Annotated in this window: 25 protein-coding genes; 12 read left to right on the top strand and 13 right to left on the bottom strand. The window is 68.8% G+C overall.

Going from position 1 to position 24,680, the window contains the following annotated elements; translation table 11 throughout:
• Window positions 1-7: 7 nt before the first annotated feature.
• On the bottom strand, window positions 8-577 hold the full coding sequence (locus CAL25_RS03740; RefSeq protein WP_094798569.1) for a TlpA family protein disulfide reductase: 570 nt from the start codon (window positions 575-577) through the stop codon (window positions 8-10).
• A gap of 85 nt (window positions 578-662) precedes the next feature.
• On the opposite strand from CAL25_RS03740, the gene mpl reads away from it, so the two are divergent.
• The 8 genes from mpl (at window position 663) to CAL25_RS03700 (ending at window position 9,274) form a co-directional block, all read left to right on the top strand.
• A complete protein-coding gene (gene mpl, locus CAL25_RS03735) occupies window positions 663-2,039 on the top strand; it encodes a UDP-N-acetylmuramate:L-alanyl-gamma-D-glutamyl-meso-diaminopimelate ligase (RefSeq protein WP_094798568.1) in 1,377 nt (458 codons plus the stop codon).
• Between the two features lie 34 nt (window positions 2,040-2,073).
• Window positions 2,074-2,679 (top strand): YqiA/YcfP family alpha/beta fold hydrolase, encoded by a 606-nt coding sequence (locus CAL25_RS03730; RefSeq protein WP_094798567.1) that lies wholly within the window; start codon window positions 2,074-2,076, stop codon window positions 2,677-2,679.
• A gap of 53 nt (window positions 2,680-2,732) precedes the next feature.
• Window positions 2,733-4,619 (top strand): ribonuclease catalytic domain-containing protein, encoded by a 1,887-nt coding sequence (locus tag CAL25_RS03725; RefSeq protein WP_094798566.1) that lies wholly within the window; start codon window positions 2,733-2,735, stop codon window positions 4,617-4,619.
• A gap of 44 nt (window positions 4,620-4,663) precedes the next feature.
• Complete coding sequence (locus CAL25_RS03720) at window positions 4,664-5,563, top strand: TonB family protein (RefSeq protein WP_094798565.1); 900 nt, start codon at window positions 4,664-4,666, stop codon at window positions 5,561-5,563.
• Window positions 5,560-6,426 (top strand): shikimate dehydrogenase, encoded by an 867-nt coding sequence (aroE, locus tag CAL25_RS03715; protein ID WP_094798564.1) that lies wholly within the window; start codon window positions 5,560-5,562, stop codon window positions 6,424-6,426. The genes CAL25_RS03720 and aroE overlap by 4 nt, the downstream gene beginning before the upstream one ends.
• A gap of 5 nt (window positions 6,427-6,431) precedes the next feature.
• The gene (gene mtgA / locus CAL25_RS03710) at window positions 6,432-7,175 is read left to right on the top strand and encodes a monofunctional biosynthetic peptidoglycan transglycosylase (protein ID WP_141217884.1); all 744 of its coding nucleotides are present in this window, start codon (window positions 6,432-6,434) and stop codon (window positions 7,173-7,175) included.
• A 90-nt stretch (window positions 7,176-7,265) separates the two neighbouring features.
• Window positions 7,266-8,444 (top strand): LPS export ABC transporter permease LptG, encoded by a 1,179-nt coding sequence (gene lptG / locus CAL25_RS03705; protein ID WP_094798563.1) that lies wholly within the window; start codon window positions 7,266-7,268, stop codon window positions 8,442-8,444.
• On the top strand, window positions 8,441-9,274 hold the full coding sequence (locus CAL25_RS03700; protein ID WP_094798562.1) for a symmetrical bis(5'-nucleosyl)-tetraphosphatase: 834 nt from the start codon (window positions 8,441-8,443) through the stop codon (window positions 9,272-9,274). The genes lptG and CAL25_RS03700 overlap by 4 nt, the downstream gene beginning before the upstream one ends.
• Before the next feature lie 69 nt (window positions 9,275-9,343).
• Here CAL25_RS03700 and CAL25_RS03695 read toward each other — a convergent pair whose 3' ends face one another.
• From CAL25_RS03695 to CAL25_RS03670, 6 genes are all read right to left on the bottom strand, one after another.
• Window positions 9,344-10,084: a lysophospholipid acyltransferase family protein gene (locus CAL25_RS03695; RefSeq protein WP_094798561.1), complete on the bottom strand. Its 741-nt coding sequence runs from the start codon at window positions 10,082-10,084 to the stop codon at window positions 9,344-9,346.
• Window positions 10,081-11,352: an amidohydrolase family protein gene (locus tag CAL25_RS03690; protein WP_094798560.1), complete on the bottom strand. Its 1,272-nt coding sequence runs from the start codon at window positions 11,350-11,352 to the stop codon at window positions 10,081-10,083. Before CAL25_RS03690 ends, CAL25_RS03695 begins: the two co-directional genes overlap by 4 nt.
• Complete coding sequence (locus tag CAL25_RS03685; RefSeq protein WP_094798559.1) at window positions 11,349-12,284, bottom strand: hypothetical protein; 936 nt, start codon at window positions 12,282-12,284, stop codon at window positions 11,349-11,351. Before CAL25_RS03685 ends, CAL25_RS03690 begins: the two co-directional genes overlap by 4 nt.
• Window positions 12,284-12,685, bottom strand: coding sequence for a Holliday junction resolvase RuvX (gene ruvX / locus CAL25_RS03680; protein ID WP_094798558.1), 402 nt, complete (start codon window positions 12,683-12,685; stop codon window positions 12,284-12,286). The genes CAL25_RS03685 and ruvX overlap by 1 nt, the downstream gene beginning before the upstream one ends.
• On the bottom strand, window positions 12,678-13,274 hold the full coding sequence (locus tag CAL25_RS03675; protein WP_094798557.1) for a YqgE/AlgH family protein: 597 nt from the start codon (window positions 13,272-13,274) through the stop codon (window positions 12,678-12,680). The genes ruvX and CAL25_RS03675 overlap by 8 nt, the downstream gene beginning before the upstream one ends.
• An 89-nt stretch (window positions 13,275-13,363) precedes the next feature.
• Window positions 13,364-13,528: a rubredoxin gene (locus CAL25_RS03670; RefSeq protein WP_003814980.1), complete on the bottom strand. Its 165-nt coding sequence runs from the start codon at window positions 13,526-13,528 to the stop codon at window positions 13,364-13,366.
• Between the two features lie 157 nt (window positions 13,529-13,685).
• Here CAL25_RS03670 and thiD point away from each other — a divergent pair, with 157 nt between their 5' ends.
• The 4 genes from thiD to CAL25_RS03650 all read left to right on the top strand — a co-directional run bounded on the left by thiD (window position 13,686) and on the right by CAL25_RS03650 (window position 18,508).
• Entirely contained in the window at window positions 13,686-14,510 is an 825-nt protein-coding gene (gene thiD, locus CAL25_RS03665) for a bifunctional hydroxymethylpyrimidine kinase/phosphomethylpyrimidine kinase (protein ID WP_249278930.1), read from the top strand.
• Window positions 14,507-15,187, top strand: coding sequence for a thiamine phosphate synthase (gene thiE, locus CAL25_RS03660; RefSeq protein WP_094798556.1), 681 nt, complete (start codon window positions 14,507-14,509; stop codon window positions 15,185-15,187). Before thiD ends, thiE begins: the two co-directional genes overlap by 4 nt.
• A 17-nt stretch (window positions 15,188-15,204) precedes the next feature.
• A complete protein-coding gene (gene hemL, locus CAL25_RS03655; RefSeq protein ID WP_094798555.1) occupies window positions 15,205-16,488 on the top strand; it encodes a glutamate-1-semialdehyde 2,1-aminomutase in 1,284 nt (427 codons plus the stop codon).
• 355 nt (window positions 16,489-16,843) lie between these two features.
• On the top strand, window positions 16,844-18,508 hold the full coding sequence (locus CAL25_RS03650; RefSeq protein ID WP_094798554.1) for a DUF342 domain-containing protein: 1,665 nt from the start codon (window positions 16,844-16,846) through the stop codon (window positions 18,506-18,508).
• A gap of 109 nt (window positions 18,509-18,617) precedes the next feature.
• Here CAL25_RS03650 and CAL25_RS03645 read toward each other — a convergent pair whose 3' ends face one another.
• The 6 genes from CAL25_RS03645 to CAL25_RS03620 form a co-directional block, all read right to left on the bottom strand.
• Window positions 18,618-19,436: an SDR family oxidoreductase gene (locus tag CAL25_RS03645; RefSeq protein WP_212590864.1), complete on the bottom strand. Its 819-nt coding sequence runs from the start codon at window positions 19,434-19,436 to the stop codon at window positions 18,618-18,620.
• Window positions 19,433-20,059 carry a cysteine hydrolase family protein gene (locus CAL25_RS03640; protein ID WP_094798552.1) on the bottom strand — a complete coding sequence of 209 codons (627 nt, stop codon included), beginning with the start codon at window positions 20,057-20,059 and terminating at the stop codon, window positions 19,433-19,435. Before CAL25_RS03640 ends, CAL25_RS03645 begins: the two co-directional genes overlap by 4 nt.
• Window positions 20,056-20,589 (bottom strand): aromatic-ring-hydroxylating dioxygenase subunit beta, encoded by a 534-nt coding sequence (locus tag CAL25_RS03635; RefSeq protein WP_094798551.1) that lies wholly within the window; start codon window positions 20,587-20,589, stop codon window positions 20,056-20,058. The genes CAL25_RS03640 and CAL25_RS03635 overlap by 4 nt, the downstream gene beginning before the upstream one ends.
• A complete protein-coding gene (locus CAL25_RS03630; RefSeq protein ID WP_094798550.1) occupies window positions 20,580-21,926 on the bottom strand; it encodes an aromatic ring-hydroxylating dioxygenase subunit alpha in 1,347 nt (448 codons plus the stop codon). The genes CAL25_RS03635 and CAL25_RS03630 overlap by 10 nt, the downstream gene beginning before the upstream one ends.
• A gap of 79 nt (window positions 21,927-22,005) precedes the next feature.
• Window positions 22,006-23,253, bottom strand: a complete 1,248-nt coding sequence (locus CAL25_RS03625; RefSeq protein WP_094798549.1) for a dienelactone hydrolase family protein — start codon at window positions 23,251-23,253, stop codon at window positions 22,006-22,008.
• Between the two features lie 43 nt (window positions 23,254-23,296).
• On the bottom strand, window positions 23,297-24,508 hold the full coding sequence (locus tag CAL25_RS03620) for an ABC transporter substrate-binding protein (RefSeq protein WP_094798548.1): 1,212 nt from the start codon (window positions 24,506-24,508) through the stop codon (window positions 23,297-23,299).
• Window positions 24,509-24,680 lie beyond the last annotated feature (172 nt).

Here is a 24,680-nt window from a genome sequence, read left to right as displayed (position 1 = left end):
AATTGAATCAAGCCACTACGCGCGCTATCGAAGCGTCGAGCTTGGCCGGATCGATTTCGCCCAGGATTTTCTCGCTAATGCTGCCATCTGCGTTCAAAACCAGCGTAAATGGCAGCCCACCGGACGGATTGCCCAGCTGACGCAGTGTGTCGATGGCGCTCATGCCCATGACGAGCAGCGGATAGCTGACCACCACTTTCTCCTGGAATTTGCGGATGTTGTCGACATTATCGACGCCGATCCCGACAAGCTGCACCCCTGGGTACTTTTTGCTCAAGGCTTCGAGCTCGGGCATCTCGCGAACGCACGGGGCGCACCACGTTGCCCAGAAATTGATCACCATCGGCTTGCCGCGCCACTGCGACAGCGCCTGCGTCTGGCCGGCCACGTCGGGCAGCGACATGGCGAGCAGATCGGCGGCGGAGGGCTGCGCGCCGGCGGCCTGACCCGATTGGGCACCCGCGCTCGCGCCAGCGCCCGATGACGGCGTGTCGGCCTTGCGGCCAATGAAATAGGTGGCCACGCCCGCACCCACGATGGCGACGGCGGCGGTAGACAGAAAGAGTCGGCGGTTCATGCTGCGATCATAGCCGCTGATGGCGCCCGTGCCGAGCCCCGGCTTGCCCGCGACATGCCTCTACAATGCAGCCAGGAGATTCAGTATGCATCTGCACATTCTTGGTATTTGCGGCACGTTCATGGGTGGCCTGGCGCTGATCGCACGCGCGGCCGGGCACAAGGTCACCGGCTGCGACGCGGGCGTCTACCCGCCGATGAGCACTCAGCTGGTCGAACAGGGCATCGAGCTGATCGAGGGCTTCGGCGCCGACCAGCTGGCGCTGCAGCCCGACCTGTTCGTCATCGGAAACGTCGTGAGCCGGGGTAACCCCCTGATGGAAGCCATCCTGAATTCGGGTGCGCGCTACGTGTCCGGACCGCAGTGGCTGGGCGAGAACGTCCTGCCCGGCGGGCATGTGCTGGCCGTGGCGGGTACGCACGGCAAGACCACCACGAGCTCGATGCTGGCCTGGATTCTCGAGCACGCCGGATTGAATCCCAATTTCCTGATCGGCGGCGTCGCCAACGATCTCAAGGTGTCGGCGCGTTTCGATCCCTCGGTGCGCCCGTTCGTGATCGAGGCCGATGAATACGATACGGCGTTCTTCGACAAGCGCTCCAAGTTCGTGCACTACCGTCCGCGAACCGCCGTACTCAACAACCTCGAATTCGATCATGCAGATATCTTCCCGGATCTCGCCGCGATCGAAACGCAGTTCCATCACCTCGTGCGCACCATTCCTGGCGCGGGCCGGATCGTGCTGCCCGCCGGCTCGCCGGCGCTGGAACGCGTGATTGCGCGCGGTTGCTGGTCCGAAACCGTGTACTTCGGCGCGGATGCAGGCTGGAGCGCGGGTCCGGCGGATGCCGACGGCGCTTTCGAGGTGCGACGAGCCGGCGTGCCGGCCGGGACGGTGCGCTGGACCTTGAGCGGCGAGCACAACCGCATGAACGCGCTGGCCGCGCTGGCCGCGGCCGAGCATGTGGGCGTGGAAGCGGCCGCGGGCATCGAGGCGCTGTCGCGCTTCGGCGGCGTGAAGCGCCGCATGGAACTGCGCGGCACGGTCGATGGCGTGCGCGTGTACGACGACTTCGCGCACCACCCCACCGCCATCGACACCACCATCGCCGGCCTGCGCAGGCAGGTGGGCGAGGCCCGGATCCTGGCCGTGCTCGAGCCGCGCTCCAACACCATGAAGCTCGGCACGATGGCCGCGCGCCTGCCCGATGCACTCAAACAGGCCGATCTGGTCTTCTGCTTCGGCGCGCACGAAGGCAAGCATGCATTGGGCTGGAATCCGGCCGAGGTGCTCGCGCCGCTGGGCGAGCGCGCCACCAGCCATGACGACCTCGACGCGCTGGTGCGCGCGGTGACCGCCGCGGCACGCCCCGGCGACAATATCCTGGTCATGAGCAACGGCGGATTCGGCGGGGTGCATGGCAAGCTGCTCGACGCGCTGCGCGCACGCGCCGCCGCCTGAGCCCCTACTCTCTATATAGCCACCCCACGACACCATGGCCCGCGACCGCATCCTGTACCTGCATGGTTTCCGCTCATCGCCCGACTCGTTCAAGTCGCGGCTGATGGCAGAGGCCCTGCAGGCCCGCGGCCTCGAGGCGGCGTGGGCGAGCCCGCAACTGCCGGCCAGTCCGGCACAGGCGGCCCGCCTGATCGATCGCCTTGCCCGGCAATGGCTGGACGCCGGCTGCGAGGCTTCCGACCTGACGGTGATCGGCTCGTCACTGGGCGGTTATTACGCCACCTGGGCCGCCGAGCGCCTCGGGTGCAAGGCGGTGCTGCTGAACCCCGCCGTCCACGCCGCGCGCGACCTGGCGACGCAGGTGGGCGAGCACCGCATGTATCATTCGGACGCGCCGTTCGTGTTTCTCCCCGAGTACGTGGACGAGCTGAAGGCGCTGGACGTCGCGGCGATCACCCGCCCCGAACGCTATTTCCTGGTCGCCGCGACCGGCGATGAAGTGCTGGACTGGCGCGAGATGCGCGACCGTTTCCAGGGCTGCCGCCAACGCATCGTCCCGGGCAGCGACCATGGCCTCTCGGACTTTGCCGAGCACATCGACGAAGTGCTTGATTTCGCGCTGGCCAACCCCCACAGATAACGATCCGACCCCAAAGACAGCGTGCGGTGCTCCCGCCCGATGGACCCCTCAATATGTACGTGTTTTACGAAGACGACGGCAGTTTCAAGGCCGGCAACATCCTGTCGGAGACCGACGCCAGCCTGCAGGTTGAGTCCGAATCGGGCAAGCGCAGCAAGATCAAGCGCAACAACACCCTGTTCACGTTCGCTAAGCCGGAGCCGGCCGCGCTGATGAGCCAGGCCCAGGCCATGGCCGAAGAGATCGACCTGCAGTTCCTCTGGGAATGCGCGCCGCAGGAGGAGTTCGACTCGCCCGCCCTGGCGGCCGATTACTTCGGCCACGCGCCCAGCCCCGTCGAACAGGCCGCCATCCTGATGCGCCTGCACGGCGCCCCCGCCTACTTCCATCGCCGCGGCCGCGGCCAGTACCGTCCGGCCCCGCCCGACATCCTGGCCGCCGCGCTGGCCGCGCTCGACAAGAAGCAGCGCCAGGCCGAGCAGCAGCAGGCCTGGGTCGACGACATGGCCGCGGGCCGCCTGCCCGAGGAGATCGCGCAGGTCGCCGAGAGCCTCGTGGTGCGCCCCGACAAGAACACCATGCAATGGAAGGCGCTCGAGGCCGCCTGCGCACGTCTGCAGAAGAGCCCCGACCGCCTGCTGCTCGAGCTGGGCGCCTGGCCGCATCCGCTGGCGCTGCACAAGCGCCGCTTCCTGGCCGTCAATTTCCCGCGCGGCGTGGGTTTCCCGGACGTGGAAATTCCGCCGATCGGGCGCGACCTGCCGCTCGCCGATGCCGAGATCTATTCGGTCGACGACATCACGACCACCGAAATCGACGATGCCCTGTCCGTGACCCCGCTCGAGGGCGACCGGGTACGCATCGGCATCCACGTGGCCGCTCCCGGCCTGTCGGTGACGCGTGACAGCGAACTCGACAAGCTCGCCCGCGCGCGCCTGTCCACCGTCTACATGCCGGGCGACAAGATCCCGATGCAGCCCGACAGCGTGATCCAGCACTTCTCGCTGGATGCGGGCCGGGAGGTGCCGGCCCTGTCGCTCTACGTGACGGCGGATCTCGCGACCGGCGAAATCCTCGAGACCGACACGCGTCTGGAACGCATCGTGGTGCGCGAGAACCTGCGCCACAACATGCTGGACGCCGAGGTCACCGAGGCCGCGCTCAACGACCCGGACGCGGTGCTGCCTTACGGCCATTGGCTGCGTCCGCTGTGGCGCCTGGCGCAGCACCTCACCGCCCAGCGCGAGGCCGTGCGCGGCAAGCCCGAGAACAACTCGCGCGTCGAGTACAGCTTCTACCTCGACGGCAACCCGGACGATCCCGACACGGTCGTGCGCCTCGTGCCGCGCCAGCGCAATGCGCCGCTGGACCGCATGGTGGCCGAATACATGATCCTGGCCAACAACACCTGGGGCGGCCTGCTGCACCAGCATGGCGTGCCGGGCATCTATCGCTCGCAGCAGGCCGGCCGCGTGCGCATGAGCACCCAGGCCCTGCCGCACGAAGCCATCGGCGTGCCGCAGTACGCCTGGAGCACCTCGCCGCTGCGCCGCTACGTCGACCTCGTGAATCAGTGGCAACTGATCGCGGCCGTGGAGCACGGCGTGTCCGCGCGGCTGGTGGCCCCGTTCAAGCCCAAGGATGCGGATCTGTTCGCCATCATCGGCGCGTTCGATGCGCAATACACGGCCTGGGCCGAGTTCCAGAGCGCGATGGAACGCTACTGGGTGCTGCGCTGGCTCAAGCAGCACAACGTGACGCGCAGCGTCGCCCACGTGCTGCGCGAAGACCTCGTACGCCTGGCGGACGCCCCGCTCGTGACGCGCGTGGGGGGCCTGCCCGAACTCGAACGCGGCACCGCGGTGCAGATCGACATTCTGGGCATGGACGAGCTCTCGCTCGAACTCGACTGCCGCTATGTCGGCACCGTCGAGGCCTGACGCTGCCCTCACCAGACGCACGCGACCGGGCTAAAATCGGTCGCGTGCGCTCCCCACACTCCCCATCCTCGCCGCCGGCGCGTTTCTGGCATTGGCTGGGTGCTCCCGCCCAGCACTACCTGCTCGTCGGCATCGCCATCTCGCTGCTGGTGCACGCGGGACTGCTCGCGTGGCGCTTCGGCGCCGCCGCGTCGCGGCCGTCCGTGCCCGCGAGTCTCGAAGTGACGCTGGTCAACGCCAACACCGACAGCGCACCGGTGCGTGCCCAGGTGATCGCCCAGACCAACATCGACGGCGGCGGCAATGCCGCCAGCGGCGTCGCCACCACGCCCCTGCCCCGGACCGGCGAATCGCCCGACACCATCGTGCTCGAAGCCATGCGGCAGCGCCAGGCGCAGCTCGAAGCCGAACAACTGCGCCTGCTCACGCAGCTGCAGGCGCGCGAACGGGGCGCCGCCGAGCGCACGGCCGTGCATCCCTGGACCGATTCGTCGGTCGCGGGCGACGCCTCGCAGGACCAGCCCGGCCTGGTGCAGAACGCCCAGGTGGCCGCGCTGGCCGCGCGCGTGCAGGCCTACAACGCGCAGCCGCGCCGCAGCTTCGTGGCGCCGTCGGCGCAGGCCTCGCCCTATGCCGCCTACCTCGACGCCTGGCGCACACGCATCGAGACCGTGGGCACGCAGCAATACCCTGAACAGGCGCGCGGCAAAATCTATGGCACGCTACGCATCACGGTGACGGTGCGCGCCGACGGCACGCTGGCCGGCTTCGAGATCGATCAGCCCTCGGAACACGCCGTGCTCAATCAGGCCGCGCGACGCATCGTGCAGATGGCCGCGCCGTTCGCCCCGCTGCCGCCCGATCTCGCGCGCGAAACCGATGAACTCGTGATCACGCGCACCTGGCATTTCGTCAACGACACACTGGAAACCTCCGCCCCATGACCCAGGAGACCGCGATTCCGCTCTACGCCGTGGTGGGCAATCCCATCAGCCACAGCCGCTCGCCGCAGATCCATGCGCTGTTCGCCGAACAAACCGGCGTGGCCATGCGCTACGACCGCCTGCTGGCCCCCGTGGACGGCTTCGTGGCCACCGTCGAAGCCTTCGTGGCGCAAGGCGGCGCGGGCCTGAACGTCACCGTGCCGTTCAAGCAGGAGGCCTACGCGCTGGCCGCCGGACGCCTGAGCGAGCGCGCGCGGCTGGCCGGCGCGGTCAACACGCTGTGGTGGCGCGACGGTCAGGTACATGGCTGCAACACCGACGGCGTGGGCCTGGTGAGCGATCTGCTGCGCCTGGGCGTGCGCCTGGCCGGCGCGCGGGTGCTGCTGGTCGGCGCGGGCGGCGCGGCGCGCGGCGTGCTCCATCCGCTGGTGCAGGCCGGCTGCGAGCGCATCCGCGTGGTCAACCGCACGGTCGAACGCGCGCACGATCTGATCGCCGACTGGAACGCCAGCGGCACACCGTCCGCCGCGCAGCTTGGCGCGGGCACCCTGGCCGAGGCCGGCATCGAAGGCGGCTGGAACGTGGTCATCAACGCCACGGCCAGCGGGCTGGCGGGCACCACGCCCGACCTGCCGCCCGGGCTTTACGCCGCGGATGCCATCGCCTACGACATGATGTATGCCGCGCTGCCCACCGCCTTCATGCGCCAGGCCACGGCCGAAGGCGCCGCGCGCACGGCCGATGGCCTGGGCATGCTGGTGGGCCAGGCCGCCGAGAGCTTCTTCCTGTGGCACGGCGTGCGGCCCGATCCGGCGCCGGTGCTTACACGGCTGCGCGCCGAGCTGCTGGCTCAGGAGGCCTGAGCAGGATGGCGGCCGCCCGCTCGTCGTCGCGCAGCCGCGGCAAACTGAACTGGTTGAAGGTGTCGGGCGCGCTCATCATGGCGCTGGCCTGTCTCTTCATCCTGTATCAGCTCTGGCTCTTCTGCATGGTGGTCTGGTACGCGCATCGCGAACCCGGCAGCTCGGCCATGATGCGCCAGGAGCTCTCGCGCCTGCGCGAGACCGATCCCAAGGCCGAGCTCAAGTACACCTGGGTGCCCTACGACAAGATCAACCGCTCGCTCAAGCAGGCGGTGATCGCCTCCGAGGATGCCAACTTCACCGAGCACGAAGGCGTGGAGTGGGAGGCCATCCGCAAGGCCTGGGAGTACAACCAGCGCCAGGAAGAGCGCGGCGGTCAGCGCATGCGCGGCGGCTCGACCATCACCCAGCAGCTGGCCAAGAATCTGTTTCTGTCGAGCTCGCGCAGCTATGTGCGCAAGGGCCAGGAGCTGATTCTCACCTTCATGATCGAACGCGTGATGCCCAAGGAGCGGATCCTAGAGCTCTACCTCAACGTGGCCGAATGGGGCGTCGGGGTGTTCGGCGCCGAGGCGGCCGCCCAGCACTATTACGGCACCAGCGCGGCCCGGCTGGGCTCGGCCCAGTCGGCACGGCTGGCGGCCATGCTGCCCAACCCGCGTTACTACGACCGGCACCGCAGCACCGGCTATCTCAATTCGCGCACCGCCACCCTGCAACGGCGCATGCGCATGGTCGAGATTCCCTGACGCCGCAAACGGCCGCTCAGGTCCCATATTTGTTAAGCTGTCTCGTTTTACGCGTCACCAAGAAAGCGCGTCCCACCGGTTCCTCGATTCATGCGTACTGCCCGCCGTTACCTGGCCCGCGAGATCTATCGCTCCTGCGCAGTGGTCCTTCTGGCCCTGCTGGGCCTTTTCACGTTCTTCGCGCTGGTCGACGACCTCGACAACGTCGGTGAAAAATTCAGCATGTGGGCGCTGTTCTACATGCAGGGTCTCGCCCTGCCGACGCGCCTCTACGACCTCCTGCCCATCGGCCTGCTGATCGGCGCCATCCTGGCCCTGGCCGGCCTGGCGCAGCGCAACGAGCTCGTGATCTTGCGCGTCTCCGGCGTGAGCGGCATGCGGCTCATGCGCATGCTGTGGCTCATCACGATCCCGCTCATGGTCGGCGCCACCCTGCTCTCCGAGTTCGTCACGCCGATCGCCGAGATCAAGAGCGGCGAGGCGGACCTCACCCTGCGCGGCAAGGCCGGCGGCGGACGCCTGAACAGCGGTTATTGGTTCAAGGAGCCCACCGGCACCGGCGGCACGCGCGTCATCAACATCAAGACCCTGCTGGGCGACGGCCAGGTCCGGGACGTCATGCTGTTCGAGCTCAAGCCCAACCTCGAACTGCAGGGGCTGGCGCAGGCCGCCAGCGGCCGCTTCCAGGACGGCGACCTGATCCTCACGGACGTGACCGAGACGCGCATCGACGACGAGGCGGCGCAGGCGCTGGCCAACGGCAAGCCGCCCGAGCGCAAACCCGCCCAGGTGGTCAAGGTGCCCGAGCTGCGACTCGACACCACGCTGAGCGGCGAGCGCCTGTTGGCGCGGGTGCTCACGCCCGAGCGCATGTCGCTCGTGACCCTGATCGATTACATCGACTATCTGCACAACAACCAGCTACAGGCCGACCGCCAGGTCGTGGCGCTGTGGCGCAAGTTCGTCTACCCCTTCACGCTGCTGGTGATGATCACGATCGCCGCGCCCATCGGCTTCATGCAGACCCGCCGCGGCGGGGTGGGCGCCAAGGTCTTCATCGGCATCCTGTTGGGCGTGGCCTTCTTCATGGTCAATCAGCTCGCCCTCAACGTGGGCATGCTCAACCGTTGGCCGCCCTGGCTCACGGCGCTCGGCCCCAATCTGGCCGCGCTCGCGCTCGCGCTGGGCGCCCTCACCATGATGGAATACCGCCATGCGATCTCTCGCCTCGCCGAGCGCCGCTGGCCCTGGAGAAAAGTTCCGGTATGACTGGCAGCATCTGGATGATCGGCGATGTGCAGGGCTGCTGCGCCTCGCTGGATCAATTGCTGGCTCACCCCGAGGTGGCGGCCGACCCCGACGCGCGTTTCTGGTTCGCGGGTGACCTGGTCAACCGCGGCCCGCAATCGCTCGCGACCCTGCGCCGCATCATCGGCTTGGGCGACCGCGCCGTGTCGGTGCTGGGCAACCACGACCTGCATCTGCTCGCGGCGGCCGCCGGTGTGCGCAAGCCGTCCAAATCCGACACGCTCGACGACATCCTGCGCGCGCCCGACGCCGGCGACCTGATCGACTGGCTGCGCCACCGTCCGCTCGCCCACTTCGAACATGGCCACCTGATGGTGCACGCCGGCGTGCTGGCCAAATGGGACGTGGAAAAGGTGCTGGAGCTGGCCGACGAGGTCCAGCGCGCGCTGCGCGGCCCCAACTGGCAAAAGGCCCTGCAGAAGATGTATGGCAACGAGCCGGCCAACTGGAAAGAAGATCACAAGGGCGGCAAGCGGCTGCGGGTCATCATCAATGCGCTGACCCGGATTCGTCTGTGCACGCCCAACGGGCACATGGAGTTCGCCACCAAGGTGGCGCCCGGCGCCTGGCCTGCCGGCCTGGTGCCCTGGTTTGACGTGCCCAACCGTGCCACGCGCGACGTGACGATCGTATTCGGCCACTGGTCGACGCTGGGCCTGCTGGTGCGTCCGCACCTGCTCTGCCTCGACACCGGCTGCGTCTGGGGTGGCTCGCTTACCGGCATGCGCCTGCACGATCGCAAGCTGGTGCAGATCCGCTGTGCCCAATCGCAGGCGCCCGGATCCGAATGACACCGCGCACGCCGGCACGAAAAAAAACGCGGCTTCGGGCCGCGTTTTTCATGGTGCCGGGCGTCGTGCTCAGAGCCGGGCGAGGATGGCCTCGCGCGCGGCGCGGGACAGCTCCAGCCGCGTGAAGGGCGTACCGTCGGCATGATGCGTGGCGAGCACGGGCAGAAAGGCTACCTCGACCGCCACACCCGTCGCGCCCAGCACGCGCCAGAGATTCGCGACCAGGCTTTCTTCGCCCACGAACGCGGCGAACCCGCTGCGCTGACCGTGGTGCATGAAGCGCAGCACCACGGGCTGCACGGCCACGTCGGCGGCGCGCGCCGGTTCGAACAGGCTGGCATGGAAGGGCCGCAGATCCAGGCCCTCGGTCGTGGTGCCTTCCGGAAACAGGCCGACGGCCTCGCCCCGGTCGAAACAGGACTGAATCGATTCGCCCATGGCATGCACGGCGTGGCGCTGGGTGCGTTCGATGAACAGGGTGCCGGCGCCGGCGGCGAGCCAGCCGATGACGGGCCAGCCGCGGATTTCGGCCTTGGCGACGAACGACGTGGCGCGCACGGCGTTGACGACGAAGATGTCGATCCAGGAGACGTGGTTGGCGACCCACAGCACCGAACCCGTCAGGCGCGGCTCGCCGGTGGTGGTGACGTGCACGCCGCACATGCGCAACAGCACGCGCGACCAGAAACGGTTGAGCGCGGCGCGCTGCCGGCCGTTCAGGACGCGGTAGACCAGGCTCACGCAGAACAGGCCGAACAGGATCCACGGCAGCACCAGGGCCACCCGGAACACGAAACGCAAAAGCTTCAAAACGGACTCTCCCAGGCCGGATCACCGCCCACCCAGGCAGCGCAGACTCGACCGGGCAGCATCATACCCGCGAACGGTGTCGCGGCGTTCACGGCGCCCAGCGCGTCCGGACTGGCGAACCACTCCGCGTCGAGGTCGGCCAGGCAGAGATCCGCGGGCGCGCCGACCTGCAGGCGCCCCGCCGCCAGACCGGCCACCGCGGCCGGACCGCTGGTGACGCAGGCGAGCGCCCGCGAGAGCGGCAAGCGGCTGTCCAGCGCCCATTTGCAGGCCAGCGAAAACAACAGCCCCACGCCCGCCGCCCCCGGGGCGGTCTCGGCAAAGGGCGCGATCTTGTCGTCCGGACCGAGCACGGCATGATCCGAGCAGAGCGCGGCGATGGTGCCGTCGGCCAGGCCCTGAGCCAGTGCCGCCCGGTCGCGCTGACCGCGCAGCGGCGGCCGCAGATGACAATGGGCGTCGTAGAAACCGATATCGAGCTCGGTGAGGTGCAGATGCTGGATCGACACGTCGCACGTGACGGACAGGCCGTCAGCGCGCGCCTGCCGCACCAGCGTCACGGCGGCCTCGCTCGACAGACGCGTCAGATGCAGCCTCGCGCCGGTTTCGCGTTGCAGCGCGAGCAGCAGTTGCACCGCCTGGGTTTCGGCGGCCAGCGGCACGCCGGGCAGGCCGAGCCGCGTGGCATAGGCGCCGGCGGCCACTACACCCGCGCCGAAGCGCGGGTCGTGCGGACGTATCCACAGCGGCAGGCCGGCCTGCGCCGCGTCCTGCATGAGCCAGCGCAGCACGCGCGCATCGCGCGGCAGCGCGGGGTCGAGCGCCCCCGACAGCGCACCGGCGCGGGCCAGCGCGGCGGGATCGGCCCGGCGCGACTCGCCGTCGTGAAGCAGGCCACAGGCAAACACGCGCGGCAGGCCGGGCGCGCCGAGCGCGCGCGCGGCAGGCAGCGTGGCCGCATCGGTCAGCGCGGTGGCGCCATGCCACGCCGGCAGGACCAGCGAGGTCACGCCGGCGCGCAGGGCCGCCTGCAGCACCGCGCGAGAGGCGGCACTGTCGTCGGGCAGGCGCACCGAGAGATCGATCAAACCGGGCAGCAGCGCCCTGCCCCGCGCATCGACCACGCGCTCGGCGTTCGGGCCGGGCGTCAGCTCGCCGAGCGCCGCGATGCGGCCATCGACCACGCGCAGCGAGCCGATGGCATCGCGGCCGCTGGCGGGGTCGAGCAGGCGGGCGTTGTCGATACGCAGACTGGCCGGGGCTGTCATCGGAGCTCCGCGATCTGATCGAACACTGCCGCCACGACCGCCCGCGCGTGAACCGCGCGACTGGCCATGGCCGGACGGGCCCGCTGCACGGCGGCCGCGTCGAGCTCGAGCGCGGCTGCGGCATCGACGTCGGCATGCAGGACCACGACATCCGGACGCGTCGCCGCCAGACGCGCACCGTCCAGGCGCCAATCGGCCGCATACGCGGCCGCGCTGGCGACGCGGCCCTGCGCCACGCTTTCGGGCGCGAGCGGCAGCACGACCACGACATCGGCGCCGGCCAGCCCGGAATCGAGGTCGGGCCAGCCGTGCACGCCCAGCTCGGCCAGACCGTCCGGCAACAGGGCAGCAGGCGCCACGGCGCGCAATTGCGGCGCACCCAGCGTGGTGAGGGCATGAATGAGCGAGCGCGCGGCGGGCGCATGGGCCAGATCGCCGAGCAGCGTCACGGTGAGTTCGGTAAAGCCGCCCAGCGCGTCGCGGATGGCCATCAGGTCGGCCAACGCGGCAAGCGGCTGGGCATGCAGACCATCGCCGGCATTGATGACGCGCAGGCCCGCCGGCGCATGACGCGCGGCCAGGTGCGCGGCACCGCTGCTGCCGTGCCGCAGCACCAACGTGGTCACGCCACGCGCGCGCAGCTCGCCGAGCCAGCGCGGCAGTGCGGCCCCGCGCGGCAGGCACGGCACGCCGGGCGCCACGCAGGCACGGCCCGTCAGCTCGGCGGCGGCCGCACACGCCTGCTCCCAGAAGGGATCCGGCGCATCGAACAGCATCGAGACCGCCCCCGCCGGCGCGCGGGGCGCCACGGCGGCATCGCGCGCATGACTTGCCGCGCCATCGAGCAGCGGCTCGAGCAGGCGCCGCGGCAAGCCTTCGGTTGTGAGCAGATGCACGAGCGCGCCCTGCCGGTCGAGCTGGGGATTGAACATCAGACCTGCGGCAGCGCGTCGAGGTAGCGCTGCAGGATCACGGCAGCGGCCATCGCATCGTCGGCCGCGTGGCTGCCCAGCAGGCGCTGGGCCTCCATGCTCGAGCCGCGCTCGTCGACCAGCGTCACGTCGAGGCCGAAGCGGCCGTGCAGCTGGTTGGCGAATCGCCGGCAGCGCAGCGTGGCCGGCTGATCGCCGCCATCGCTATCGAGCGCGAGGCCCACGATGACGCGCTGCGGCTGCCACTCCTGGAGCAGCTGTTCGATGCGGCCGAAGCGCGCATCGCGCCGCTCGGACATGATGATCTCGAGCGGGCGAGCGTGCCGGGTGAGCGTGTTGCCGATCGCGATGCCGATTTTCTTTTCGCCGAAATCGAACGCGAGCAGGGTTTCCTCACGCATGTCCGGCTTCACCGGCCAGCATCACCGGATCGATGCCCAGCAGCTTGAGCGCGGCGGGATAGCGTTCTTCGGCAGGCGTATCGAAGATGATGTGGGCTTCGGCATCGACGTTGAGCCAGGCGTTTTGTGCCATCTCGCTCTCGAGCTGGCCCGCGCCCCACCCGGCATAGCCAAGCGTGACCAGCATGCGGCTCGGCCCGTTGCCGTCGGCCACGGCCTGCAGCACGTCGCGCGAGGTGGTGAGCGCGAGCTCGCCCAGCCGGATGCTGGACGTGTATTCGCCCGCCGGCGCATGCAGCACGAAGCCGCGGTCGGTCTGGACGGGTCCGCCGAAGAAGACGGGATCGTCGACTGGTCCGATCTCGAGCTTGAGATCGATGCGTTCGAAGAGCAGCGCCAGCGTGAGATCGGTGGGCCGGTTGATGACGAGCCCGAGCGCGCCGCGAGGCGTGTGCTCGCAGACGAAAATCACGGTGCCCGCCAGGGCGCCCTCGACCATGCCGGGCATGGCGAGCAGGAACTGATTGGAGAAATCGGCCGCCAACGCAGGTGCGTCGTCGGCGTCGTCGGTGCGAGTGTGTTCGGTCATGGCAAACCCCTTGCAAGGGCAATCTGAGCGGGCACCCGCCGGGGGCACGAGGCCGCCCCGAGGGCGGCCTGCCTTGAGCCGCTACGGGCTCAGATTTCCATCAGTTCGAAATCTTCCTTGCGTGCGCCGCACTCGGGACAGACCCAGTTCGGCGGTACGTCTTCCCAACGGGTGCCGGGAGCGATTCCCTCGTCGGGCAAGCCTGCCTCCTCGTCGTAAACCCAGCCACAGATAAGACACATCCAAGTACGCATAGTTCTCTCTTGCCTTGCGCCGCGCTGCCCCGGAGCGGGCAATTCGCGGAAAGCATCCATTAGAATGGGCATATCTTACCGAAACCCGATGGGGTTCTTTCCTGATGCAACGCAAATCGGGAAGTTCGCCATCACGATGCGCGCTGTTCAGGTTCAATTGGCCCCTCTTGCCCCCCCTCTCGTACTCGTGTTCGGCCCGTTCGATCCCACTGGCACCGACGGGCTGCCGGCCGACGCCGTCACCTGCGCCCGGCTGGGCTGTCATGCCCTGGCCGCCGCGACGGCCCTGACCGTCCAGGATACCGCCGGCATCGAAGAAATCCATCCCGTCTCGCCCGAGCTGCTCGACGACCAGGCGCGTTGCCTGCTCGAAGACATGCAGGTGCAGGCGATCAAGGTCGGCGGGCTCTACACCGCCGAAGGCGCCAGCGTGGCGGCCCAGATCGCGGCCGACTACAGCCAGGTACCGCTGGTCCTGCACCTCGGTCCGCGCGCGCTGCTGCCCGAAGACGCCGTCGAACAGGACGACGCCGACGACCTGCTCGCCGCCACGTTCGAGCTCGTGCTGCCCCAGACCGACCTGGTCGTGGTCGAGCACATGCGCCTGGCGCAATGGCAGTCCGATGGCAGCATCGACACCTCGGGTTCGCCCACGCCGGGCCATGCCCTGCTGGCTGGCGGCGCCCAATGGGCGCTGGTGCTCGGCCACCCGACCCGGCCGGGCCACTACACCAACCTGCTCGTGGGCCCCGGCGGCCAGACCAGCAACCTGCCCTGGCAGGCCGCGCCCGACCGCAATGCCGACACCGGCGGCGTGACGGCCGCGGCCGCGGCCGCGCTGCTGGCGCAGGGGCTCGAGATGCCTCAGGCCGTCGAACAGGCGCTGCAGCACGCCGACCAGGTGCTCGCCGCAAGTTTCCTGCCCGGCATGGGCCGGCGCGTGCCGCGCCGCCACGTCGACGCCGGAGCCACCCTGCAATGAAACCCCTGCGCTTTCCGGCCGGCCTGTATGGGGTCACGCCCGACTGGGCCGATACCGCCCGCCTGCTGACCGCCGTACGCCACGCCGCCGAAGGGGGCATGCGCTCCCTGCAGCTGCGCCGCAAAAACGCCACCGCCGACGAGCGCGCCGCCCAGGCGCGCGCCCTCGTGCCGCTGTGCCGTGAGCTCGGCGTCGTGCTGATGATCAACGACGACTGGCGCCTCGCGCTCGAGGTCGGCGCCGACGGCGCGCATCTGGGCCGCGACGACGACGCGCTCGCCGGGGTGCGCCGCGAAGTCGGGCCCGACCTGCTGCTGGGCGTCTCCTGCTACAACGACCTCGACCGGGCGCGCGACCTGCTCGCCCAGGGCGCGGATTACATCGCCTTCGGTGCGGTGTTCGCCTCGTCCACCAAGCCGCAGGCCGTTCAGGCCCCGCTCTCGCTGCTCACCGAAGCGGCGGCGCTGGCCGACACCTGCCCCGCGCCGCGCCCCGCCGTGGTCGCCATTGGCGGCATCACCGCTCAGAACGCGCCGCTCGTGGCCCAGGCCGGCGCCGACGCCATCGCCGTGATCACCGGCCTGTTCGAGATGCCCGATATCCGGGCCGCCGCGCGCGCCTGCGCCGCGGCCTGCGCCAGCGTCCAGCGCGGCGCGCCGGCCCGCCCCCAACCCTGACTTTAAGACCGCATACCATGTCCCGTAACGCCGAATTGTTCGAACGCGCCAGCCGCAGCATTCCTGGTGGCGTCAACTCGCCCGTGCGCGCCTTCCGTTCCGTGGGTGGCACGCCGCGTTTCATCGCGCGCGCGCAGGGCCCCTACATCTGGGACGCCGAGGGCACGCAATACATCGACTACGTCGGCTCGTGGGGCCCCGCCATCCTGGGCCATGCCCACCCGGAAGTGGTGCGCGCGGTCCAGGACGCCGCCGTGCACGGCCTGTCGTTCGGCGCGCCCACCGAGGCCGAGATCGAACTCGCCGAGCTGCTGATCCAACGCCTGCCCTCGCTCGAACAGGTGCGTCTGGTGAGCTCGGGCACCGAGGCCACCATGACCGCGATCCGGCTGGCGCGTGGCGCCACCGGCCGCAACAAAATCGTGAAGTTCGAGGGCTGCTACCACGGCCACTCCGACAGCCTGCTGGTGAAGGCCGGCTCGGGTCTGCTGACCTTCGGCAACCCCAGCTCGGCCGGCGTGCCGCCCGAGTTCGTCTCGCACACGCTCACGCTCGACTACAACAACCTGCCGGCGGTGCAGACCGCCTTCGCCGAACACGGCACCGACATCGCCTGCGTGATCGTCGAGCCGGTGGCGGGCAACATGAATCTGATCAAGCCGGCCCCGGGCTTCCTGGAAGGCCTGCGCGAACTGTGCACGCGCCACGGCGCCGTGCTGATTTTCGATGAGGTCATGACCGGCTTCCGCGTCGGCCCGCAAGGCGTGCAAGGCCTGACCGGCATCACGCCCGATCTGACGACGCTGGCGAAGGTGATCGGCGGCGGCATGCCGGTCGGCGCCTTCGGCGGCCGCGCCGACCTGATGGCGCACATCGCGCCGCTGGGTGGCGTCTACCAGGCCGGCACGCTGTCCGGCAATCCCGTGGCCGTGGCCGCGGGCCTGGCCACGATGCGCCTGATCGGCCAGCCGGGCTTCTACGAACGCCTGGCCACCCAGACGCAGCGTCTGGCCAACGGCCTGCAGGAGCGCGCCCGCGCCGCCGGACTGGCCTTCTCGGCCGACGCGATCGGCGGCATGTTCGGTCTGTATTTCAGCAACGAGGTGCCCGGTACCTTCGCGCAGGTCTCGGCCTGCGACACCCAGGCCTTCAAGACCTTCTTCCATGCCATGCTCGACGCGGGCGTGCACTTCGCGCCGTCGGCCTTCGAAGCCGGCTTCGTGTCGGCCACCCACGATGACAGCGTGATCGACGCCACCCTCGATCGCGCGGAGTCGGTGTTTACCCGCATGAAGGGCTGATCCCCGCACGAACGTGAACATCGCGGCCCTCGCACGAAGGCCGCGATGTTCACGACGCAATCCTCGCAGAAGCAGGGGATTGCAGGGCAGATCCCCGCACTCGCCGGGGTGAGCCCGGCGCACGACACGCGCGTGACCTGTTTTATCTCAAAAATCAGTGAGATAGCCCCTCCGGCCCTTACAACTCCGTTCGCCTACACGCTTGAATATCGCTTAATATGTCTCGATATTTCGAGTTATTACTCTAGCAACTGAGTGCGCACTGTGCTAGTCCCGGCTGCCTAGCGCGACCGATACAAAACGATATGTAGGCGCCCCGTCCCGGAGCAAGGATGGCGGTGCCCGGAGGGAAGAAATGCCTGTCGATACTGCATTCCGGCTTGAGTTGGACGAAACGACGCATGTGCTGTCGGCCGTGTTTGAACCGGGTGACCGCGACGTGGTGTCCATTCCCACGCTCGAGACCTTGACCCAGGCGGTCCAGGACCAGGGCTGGAACGCCGACGTGCTGGACCAGCTCAGCGCTATCAGCTTCATCGAATCCTGCCGCACCGCGACCGAACCCGTGCAGGGCAAGATCGGCGAGGTTCAGCACGGCCGCTTCGAGCTCGAAATCTCCCCCGATCACATGTCGGTGCTGATGGTGGTGACGCCCGCGAAGGGCGGCCACGTCATCGCCGAGGCGGACGTGCTGGCCGCGCTGCTCGAGCACGGCATCGTCTACGGCGTGCACGAAGCCTCGATCCGCCAGGCCCTCGCACTGGGCACCCGCGCCACCGCGGTCGTCGCACAGGGCACGCCCTTCACGCCCGGCACCCCGGTGCGGTTCGAAAGCCTGCTCGACGCGCTCAAGACGCGCGAACAGGAAGACGACGAGAACGCGCCGATCGATTACCGCGAGCTCGGCAACCTGACGCTGGTCGCGCCGGGCACGCCGCTGATGCGCCGCATTCCGCCGGTCCAGGGCAAGCCCGGCCTGAACGTCATGGGCGAAGCGGTCGAGCCGCCGCAGATGGCCGACACACCGTTCGCGCCGAACCTCACCGGCGTCGCGCTCGACGAAGAAGACCCCAACCTGCTGCGCGCCGCCAATGCCGGCTCGCCGATGGTGGTGCCGCAGGGCGTGCTGGTCAACTCGCTGGTCGAGGTCGACGCGGTCGATCTCAACACCGGCAACATCAATTTCGACGGCACGCTGCGCGTGCGCGGCGACATCACCTCCGGCATGGAAGTCCGCGTGTCCGGCGATGTGGTCGTCAACGGCACCATCGAAGCCGCCCTCGTGCATGCGGGCGGCAACGTCAGCGTGAACGGCGGCATCATCGGCCTGGCCGAGATCGTGAAGGACGCGCGCGGCGCGGCCGCCACGCCCGGCGCCAGCATCCGCACGGCGCAGATCACGGCCGGCGGCTCGGTCAAGGCGCGCTTCATCGAGAACGCCCACGTCAACGCCGACAAGAACATCGCCGCCGAGCGCGAGATCCGCGCGAGCCGGGTGTATGCCGGCGAGAGCGTCACGGTGGGCGCGCCGGGCTCGCAGATGGGCGTGATCGTGGGCGGCGAAGCCCATGCCACCAAGTCGGTGAGCGCGGGCAGCCTGGGCTCGATGGCGTCCGTTCCGACGCAGATCTGCGTCGGCCTGCACCCGCACGCCGAGGCACGCCGCGCCGCGCTCGAAGCCCGCCGCGCCGGCCTGACCGAAGAAAAGGCCAAGCTCGAGAAGCTCATCGTCTTCTTGCACAACAACCCGGCCAAGAACGTGAACGGCATGAGCGATCGGGCCCGCGCCACGCACAATCGCATCACCGGCGAACTGGCGCAGGTCGACCTGGACGAACAGCGTCTGCAGAAGGACCTGCAGCCGCTCCTGACGGCGTTCATCGTGGCGTCGCGCCGCTATCACGGCGGCGTGCACCTGCAGATCGGCAACAAGGTGCAGGAAGTGTTCGAAGACACGGTAGGCGGCAAGGCCATGCTCGAAGAAGGCCAGCTCGTCATCAAGGCCGCCGGCACGCGCTGAGCGGCGTGGGCCCTGCCGCACCAGGGCCCGCGCCGCGCGGCGCATCGGGGTGGCCGTTGCACGGCGCCCGTTGCACGGCGCCCGTTGCACGGCGCAACAGTTCAACGGTTCAACGGCTGTCTTGTGCCAGCCGCGCGAACCAGGCGCGCGGCGAGATCCCCTGGTCCGGGCCCAGAACGGAAAAACCGCCGTCGACCGGCAGGTCCACGCCGGTCATCCAGGAGGCCGCCGGCGAACACGCAAAACACACCACCGCCGCGATTTCTTCGCCGCCGCCCACCCGGCCGAGCGGGTGGAAATGCGCGCCCACGGCGTCGGCGACGGCGCGATCACCCTGCGCCAGGCCCTCGACCGAGGGCGACCAGGTCCAGGCCGGCGAGACCGCCAGCACACGGATGCCCGCCGGCGCCAGCTCGACCGCGAAGTTGCGCGTGATCTGCAGCAGCGCCGCCTTGGACGCCGGATAGATCGCGCGGCCCGCGGCGCCGAACTTGCCGCCGGTGCTGCCCATGTTGATCACGACGCCGCCGCGCGGCAACACGGGCGCGGCGAACTGCGTGAACATCGCCGCCGAAATCAGATTGGTATCGAGCGTGGCATGCCATTGCTCCCGGCTCGACGCCAGGCCCTGGTCCGCATACTGGCACGCGTTGTTGACGAGGATATCGAGCCCGCCGAACGCCTCGCGCGTGCGCGCGATGCAGTCCTGGATCTGATCGTCATGGCCGATATCCGTGGCGCTGAAGCGGGCGCGTTCGCCCAGCTCGCGCGCCAGCGCTTCCCCCGCCTCGCGGCTGCGTCCGACCAGCATCACGCTGGCGCCCGCCGCGACCAGCCCACGCGCGATGTCGGCGCCCAGGCCCTGCGTACTGCCGGTCACGATCGCGGTCTTGCCCGAGAGGTCGGGCCCCATCCTGTTAGCGTTCATGCGGGTTCCTTGAGAGCGTGCGCGGCCCATTGCAGCGCACTGGCGACGGTGCCGATGCGGGCGATCAGCTTCATGCTGGCGAGCGCGGCCGCGTGCGCGGCCGGATCGGCCGCCGCGCAGGCGTCTTCGGCCACCATGACTTCATAGCCCATGTCCGAGGCATGGCGCACCGTGCCCTCGACCACGGAGTGGGTGGCCACGCCGCCCACGATCAGGCGCCGCACGTCATGCGCGCGCAGCAGCTCGTCGAGGTCCGTGCCGTAGAACGCACTGATGCGCGTGTGGCGCAGCGCGTGCTCCTGCGGCCGGCCCGGATCGGGCGCGAGGCCGGCATAGAAGTCGCTGCCCCACTCGCCATCGATCACGGCGCCGCTGGCCGCCACGTTGCGAAAGATCGTGCAATTCTGGATCAGATCGGCGTAGCCCGGCTGGAACGCCACGCGCACGTGCACGACGGTCAGGTCGAGCGCCCGCGCCCCGCCGAGCAGATCCCAGGCCGCGCGCACCAGCCGGCCGCGCAGCACGTCGTCGCCCGCCACGCCGAGGCGGATGCGACCGTCCGGATGCAGCACGTCGTTCTGGTAGTGCAGCGCCAGCACCGCCGTGTCGGGCCGCGCGTTCACACGTAGACCTCGAAGGCGTCGTGCACGTCGTCGCAGGTGACGAGATCCACGCGCTTCATGCGGATGCGCCAGCCATCGCCCTCGGCCGCGAGCTTGTGGGTGTAGTGGCCCGCGAGCTGGCGCGGCTGGCGTTTGCGCCACTCGGTCAGCTGGAACGCCGAACGCACGACCAGGTTGCCGCCCTGATCGACGCCGTCGACGGTGATGTTGCCGACGATGCGGGCGCAGCGCGTCGGCGGCTGCTGCGACCAGTTGCGCGGGTGCTGCAGACGGCGGATACGCACGTCGCGCAGCATCTTGTCTTCCCAGAACAGCGAGACGTGATCGTAGGGGCTGGCCTGGTCGGCGTGATGCGGCATCCAGTACATGCCGTCGTCGGTCCAGAGCGACTGCCACGCGTCGTATTGCCGCATGTCCAGCAGCCGCGCCTCGCGGTACAGGAACTGGCACAGCGCGTGATAAGTGTCGGCCGGCACCTGCGCCGGCGCCAGGTCGGCGGTGCCGACGTCGAAGTCGATTTCTAGCAGCATGCTTGCTCCTTCTGCGGCATCGCGACGGGCACCGCCACGGGCTGCGTCATGTAGTCGCGCCAGGCCTGGAATTGATTGCGCATCGGCAGTTCGCTGGTGCCGTTGGTGGACACCAGGCCTTGTTCATCGCTGCGATCGGTGCCGTGATAGCGATGCATGCTGACCCACTCTCCCCCCTGCGTGGCGTTGCCTTCCTGGCAGCGGCTGTAGAGTTCGATGTCGTCGGGCATGACGTTCGACGAGGGGGAATTGATCACGTTCGCATACAGCATCGCGCGGCGGAACACGCTGTCGGGCGCGCCCTTGCAGCGGAAGGTCTGGATCTCGATCAGCGTGCGATCGACGGCCACCGGGCGGATCACGCGAAACTGCTGGAACACCGTGTGCGGCGATCCGCTGCCATAGATCACGGTGTTGTGGCGATTCATGCCCAGGATCTCGCGGGCGCGATCTTCACCGTAGGCCTGCGTGAGCACCTCGAAATGCGCGCGCGACACCGGATCGCGTTCGGCCGCGCCCGGATTGAAAATGCCTTCCATGTAGCCGTGGCCGTTGGGGTAGGCGCGCAGCTCCAGCTTTTCCCAGAACTCGTAGGGCTCGCCATTGCCGTCCATGATGTGCAGCTCGAACGGCATTTCGCCGAGCTCCTGGGCCTCGTCGCGCGCCGCCTGAAACGACGATTCGTGCGTGACGCGGGCATGCATGGTGTCGTGCAGGTTTTCGTAGAACACCTTCCAGTTGGAGCGCTGCATCACGCGGAAGATGCCGCCGGCCACTTCGACCTCGCCCGTGGGCGAGCGATCGCAGAGGTTGTCGATCGACGAGCGCACGCCGCCCAGGAACGCCTCGAGCTCGGGACCGTCGGCGCTCTGGCTGGCGAACACGAAGCCGCGATAACTCTGCACCCGCGCCACGCGCCGCATCGAGAACTCGGGGCTCTTGGGATCGTAGTTGGTGTCTTCGAGGCCCTGCTTGAGCGGCACGCCCAGATGCGAACCGTCGAGCTTGAAGGTCCAGGCGTGATACGGGCAGCGAAAGAACTTGCCGGCGCAACCATCGCCATCGGCCACCACCTTGGCGCCCTTGTGCGGACAGCGGTTGTACAGCACATGCACGCGGCCATCGGCGGCGCGCACCATCATCACGTCCTGGTCGCCCAGCCGCGTCGTATGGTAATCGCCGGTGCCGGGCACCTGGCTTTCGTGGCCCACGTAGATCCAGGCGCGGCCGTAGATGCGGCGCATCTCCAGGGCATAGATCTCGGGATCGGTGTAGACGGTTTTGTGGACGCTGTCGCCGCGCACCAGCGCGGCCAACTGCGCTTCGGTATAAGCCATGATCTATCTCCAGCAAGGGGCGCCGGCCGGCGCCCCGCGAGTCTGCAGCGATGCGGCGCGCACCGGCGCCCCATCGGGTTCAGCCGTGACGGGCGCTGTCCTGCCAGCGCGCCATCAGCGTGTTGGAGGGCAGTGTTTCGTCGAGCAGCTTGCGCGCGGTCTCGACGCCCGCCACCGGCAGGCCCTCCGGATCGAGCAGGCCGATCTGCACCAGCACGCTGGCCTGGTCCCAGTAGATGTGCTCGTGATAGAGCTTGTCGCCGCGGAATTTCACGATCGCGATGAGCGGCACTTCCACGGCTTTACCGGTGGGCGCCACGCCGGGCAGCATCCAGTCGATCTCGGTGGTGTGCGTGAAGCAGAACAGCATCTCGTCGACGATCTGCGTGGCGCCCACGGTGCGCGACAACGGAATCAGCCGGGTGTCGGGCGGATTGTTGTTGACGAAGTGGTGCTGGTAGAAGCGCGACAGCTCCTTGTGGCCCACGCCGCCCGTCATGGTGGGAATGTGATTGACGTAGGGTTCGGCCACCATCGTGGCCATCGTGGCCGCGACATCGCGCGTGCCGAATTCGTATTCGCAGTGCTTGTCCCACAGATAGGAGAAGTCGTAATGCGGGCCGATGGCGCGCTTGAGCGCGGCGATGCTGCGCTGGTGCGCCATCAGCGCCGACGGCTTGTCGTAGTGATCGCCGCCGGTACGCGCAAAGGCGTGGTCCACGTCCGGATAGACGTAGAGCTCGACGCCCTTGCGCCCCGACAGCGCTTCGAGGATCTGCGCGCGCGCGGGCGGCGGACAGAAGTCGTCCTGCTCGGCGATATGCAGCACCAGGCTGCCGCGCAGGTTCTGGATTTCGTCGAGGCTGTTTTCGATGCCCACGCCGTAGTAACCCACGGCCACGTCGACATCGGTGCGGCAGGCCGCCAGATAGGCGAGCTTGCCGCCCAGGCAATAGCCCAGGGCGCCCACGCCGCCCTCGCATTCGGGCAGCGTGCGCAGCTTGGCGACCGTGGCGCCGATGTCGGCCACGCCCAGGTTTTCGTCGAAGCCCTGATACAGCGCGAACGCCTTGGGCATGTCGGAGGGGCCGTCGGTGAGCTGGATGCCGGGCTGCTGGCGCCAGAACAGATCGGGCACCAGCACCACGTAGCCCTCTTCGGCCAGCAGCTGCGCGGTGCGGCGCATGAAGTCGTTGACGCCGAAGATCTCCTGGCAGAGCACCAGGCCGGGGCCCGAACCCGACGCCGGGACGGCGAGGTAGGCGTCGAAAGTGCCGCCGTCCTGCGCCTCGATGCGCACGTTGCGGGTCTGTACGGTGGAAGTCATGGGGTCTCCTTGTGCGGCACGCGTCCGGAGGACGCGGCCGGGGTCATTGCATCTTGCAGGCGGCGGCGAACGGGTCCTGGTATTGCGTGAGCACGGTCGCGACGCGCCGGTTGGTCAGCGTGCCGTCGGGCTGCTTGACCACCTGCCGCAGGTAGTAATCCTGGATGGGGTATTGGTTCTGGTTGAAGGCGAAGCTGCCGCGCACCGACGTGAAGTCGGCCCGCTTGAGCGCCGCACGCAGCGCGGGCGTGGAAAGATCGCCCTTGGTGTGGCGCACCGCGCTGTCGAGCAGCATGGCGGCGTCGTAGCCTTGCGAGGCGTAGAGCGAAGGCGTGCGGCCGTACTTCGCCTTGAAATCGGTCACGAAGCGCTGATTCGCCGCGTTGTCGAGATCGGCTGCCCACTGCGCGGTGTTGAACAATCCCTCGATCGGCGCGCCCACCGCGGCGATGGTGTCCTGGTCGCCCGAAAAGCCCGGGGCCAGCAACGCGATCCGGCCGGTCAGCCCGGCGCTGTGGAACTGCTTGATGAAGTTCACCCCCATGCCGCCGGGCAGGAAGAAGAACACGGCGTCGGGCTGACTGGCACGCAGCTGCGAGATCTCGACGCCATAGTCGAGCTGGCCCATCTGGGTATAGACCTCGTCGGCCACGCCGCCCTTGTAGAGCCGCTTGAAGCCCTTGAGCGACTCGCGGCCGCCGGGATAGTCGGGCGCGATCAGCGCCACCCGCTTGTAGCCCTTGTCGGTGGCGTACTTGCCCATGGCCGCGGGAATGTCTTCGTTTTGCCAGGCCACGGCGAAGAAATTGGGATGGCAGCCCGCACCCGCGTAGTTCTCGGGGCCGGTATTGGTGCTGAGATAGATGGTGTCGGCCTGCAGAATGGCGGGCATGACGGGCAGCAGCACGTTGGAGAACACCATGCCGGTCATGATGTCGACCTTGTCGCGCTTGAGCAGGCGTTCGACGGCCTGGCGGCCGGCATCGGCCTTTTGCTGGTCGTCGGCCACGAGCACCTGCGCCGGCAGGCCGCCCAGCTTGCCGCCGGTGTGCTGCAACGCCAGATTGAAGCCGTCGCGGATTTCGTTGCCGAGCGCGGCGCCCGGACCGGACAGCGTCGTGACCAGCCCGACCTTCACCTCCTTGGCCGGCGCGGCCGCGACGGTACAGCACACGGCGGCGGAGGCCGCCGCCAACCAGACCCGAGCGCGCAGGCGCGCAGCGGCGACACCAACGGATGTATTGCCGAGGTTCATGCGTGTTCCCCTTGAGTTCGCAATGGCGGCCCGGCTCTCACGGCACAGGCTCGACACCCACGATACGCCGGGCCGGGACAACGCTCTATCCGTTTTACGCCAGCCTTATCCGCGATTCACCTAATTCCGTTCGTCCGGAGCCTGCTCTACAGTCGATCGACTTTGCCGCGTC

The organism is Bordetella genomosp. 5, assembly GCF_002261315.1.
Lineage (GTDB): Bacteria > Pseudomonadota > Gammaproteobacteria > Burkholderiales > Burkholderiaceae_B > Bordetella.
Note: the sequence above shows the minus strand (reverse complement) of the source record. Positions and strands in the feature narration are given on the sequence as shown.

What these genes read in the sequence shown, in the direction of transcription:
- CAL25_RS03730 (WP_094798567.1), top strand. Translation starts at nt 2,074, where the DNA reads ATGGCCCGCGACCGCATCCTGTACCTGCATGGTTTCCGCTCATCGCCC.
- CAL25_RS03690 (WP_094798560.1), bottom strand. Translation starts at nt 11,352, where the DNA reads ATGACAGCCCCGGCCAGTCTGCGTATCGACAACGCCCGCCTGCTCGAC.
- CAL25_RS03645 (WP_212590864.1), bottom strand. Translation starts at nt 19,436, where the DNA reads ATGAACGCTAACAGGATGGGGCCCGACCTCTCGGGCAAGACCGCGATC.
- CAL25_RS03620 (WP_094798548.1), bottom strand. Translation starts at nt 24,508, where the DNA reads ATGAACCTCGGCAATACATCCGTTGGTGTCGCCGCTGCGCGCCTGCGC.
- CAL25_RS03635 (WP_094798551.1), bottom strand. Translation starts at nt 20,589, where the DNA reads ATGCTGCTAGAAATCGACTTCGACGTCGGCACCGCCGACCTGGCGCCG.
- CAL25_RS03685 (WP_094798559.1), bottom strand. Translation starts at nt 12,284, where the DNA reads ATGTTCAATCCCCAGCTCGACCGGCAGGGCGCGCTCGTGCATCTGCTC.
- mtgA (WP_141217884.1), top strand. Translation starts at nt 6,432, where the DNA reads ATGGCGGCCGCCCGCTCGTCGTCGCGCAGCCGCGGCAAACTGAACTGG.
- hemL (WP_094798555.1), top strand. Translation starts at nt 15,205, where the DNA reads ATGTCCCGTAACGCCGAATTGTTCGAACGCGCCAGCCGCAGCATTCCT.
- ruvX (WP_094798558.1), bottom strand. Translation starts at nt 12,685, where the DNA reads ATGCGTGAGGAAACCCTGCTCGCGTTCGATTTCGGCGAAAAGAAAATC.
- CAL25_RS03700 (WP_094798562.1), top strand. Translation starts at nt 8,441, where the DNA reads ATGACTGGCAGCATCTGGATGATCGGCGATGTGCAGGGCTGCTGCGCC.
- aroE (WP_094798564.1), top strand. Translation starts at nt 5,560, where the DNA reads ATGACCCAGGAGACCGCGATTCCGCTCTACGCCGTGGTGGGCAATCCC.
- mpl (WP_094798568.1), top strand. Translation starts at nt 663, where the DNA reads ATGCATCTGCACATTCTTGGTATTTGCGGCACGTTCATGGGTGGCCTG.
- CAL25_RS03630 (WP_094798550.1), bottom strand. Translation starts at nt 21,926, where the DNA reads ATGGCTTATACCGAAGCGCAGTTGGCCGCGCTGGTGCGCGGCGACAGC.
- CAL25_RS03625 (WP_094798549.1), bottom strand. Translation starts at nt 23,253, where the DNA reads ATGACTTCCACCGTACAGACCCGCAACGTGCGCATCGAGGCGCAGGAC.
- CAL25_RS03675 (WP_094798557.1), bottom strand. Translation starts at nt 13,274, where the DNA reads ATGACCGAACACACTCGCACCGACGACGCCGACGACGCACCTGCGTTG.
- CAL25_RS03740 (WP_094798569.1), bottom strand. Translation starts at nt 577, where the DNA reads ATGAACCGCCGACTCTTTCTGTCTACCGCCGCCGTCGCCATCGTGGGT.
- lptG (WP_094798563.1), top strand. Translation starts at nt 7,266, where the DNA reads ATGCGTACTGCCCGCCGTTACCTGGCCCGCGAGATCTATCGCTCCTGC.
- thiE (WP_094798556.1), top strand. Translation starts at nt 14,507, where the DNA reads ATGAAACCCCTGCGCTTTCCGGCCGGCCTGTATGGGGTCACGCCCGAC.
- CAL25_RS03650 (WP_094798554.1), top strand. Translation starts at nt 16,844, where the DNA reads ATGCCTGTCGATACTGCATTCCGGCTTGAGTTGGACGAAACGACGCAT.
- CAL25_RS03725 (WP_094798566.1), top strand. Translation starts at nt 2,733, where the DNA reads ATGTACGTGTTTTACGAAGACGACGGCAGTTTCAAGGCCGGCAACATC.
- CAL25_RS03670 (WP_003814980.1), bottom strand. Translation starts at nt 13,528, where the DNA reads ATGCGTACTTGGATGTGTCTTATCTGTGGCTGGGTTTACGACGAGGAG.